The sequence below is a fragment of the Paenibacillus sp. 05T425 genome, assembly GCF_056396205.1.
In genome coordinates, this window is sequence record NZ_JBFTLA010000050.1 from 1 (window position 1) to 615 (window position 615).

Below are 615 nucleotides of genomic sequence, written 5' to 3' on the forward strand. Positions count from 1 at the left end.
ATCGGAAGGTGCGGCTGGATCACCTCCTTTCTAAGGAAATACCCGAACCCGATGAGGTTCGGATAGGAAGCATCGCTTCCACAACAGCAATACTCTCAGGCAGGTTTATTGCTCGCTCGTTGTCAGTTTTGAAAGACTAATCGTCTTTCAAACTAAGGTAGTCCAAAACGGAATACCCGAGGGCCTTTAGCTCAGCTGGTTAGAGCGCACCCCTGATAAGGGTGAGGTCGGTGGTTCGAGTCCACTAAGGCCCACCACTATCGACTCTGAGAAGTCGGTACCCATTATGGGGCCATAGCTCAGCTGGGAGAGCGCCTGCCTTGCAAGCAGGAGGTCAGCGGTTCGATCCCGCTTGGCTCCACCAACAACTTTTCCTTCGGGAAAATGTTGAACATTGCACYTTGAAAACTGGATAACGAAAGAAAAGAATTGCTGAAACATCCTTTAGCTGGATATTTATTAACGCTAGTGAAGGTTGTTCGAGATTGTCTCGACATGTTTTCAATTTGTTTCAACCATTTGATGTCTTAGGAGATCGAAGAAACAAAATGAAAAAGGCGAGCAAGCCGAATCAACCGGAACGACGCTAGGTTAAGCTATTAAGAGCGCACGGAG

General features: G+C 47.7%; 2 tRNA genes. Both read left to right on the forward strand.

Annotation, left to right across the window (positions count from 1 at the left end):
• The first annotated feature begins 180 nt into the window (after positions 1-180).
• Positions 181-257: transfer RNA gene (locus tag AC1DF0_RS31985), tRNA-Ile, on the forward strand.
• 31 nt (positions 258-288) lie between these two features.
• A tRNA-Ala gene (locus tag AC1DF0_RS31990) sits at positions 289-364 on the forward strand.
• Positions 365-615: the final 251 nt, after the last annotated feature.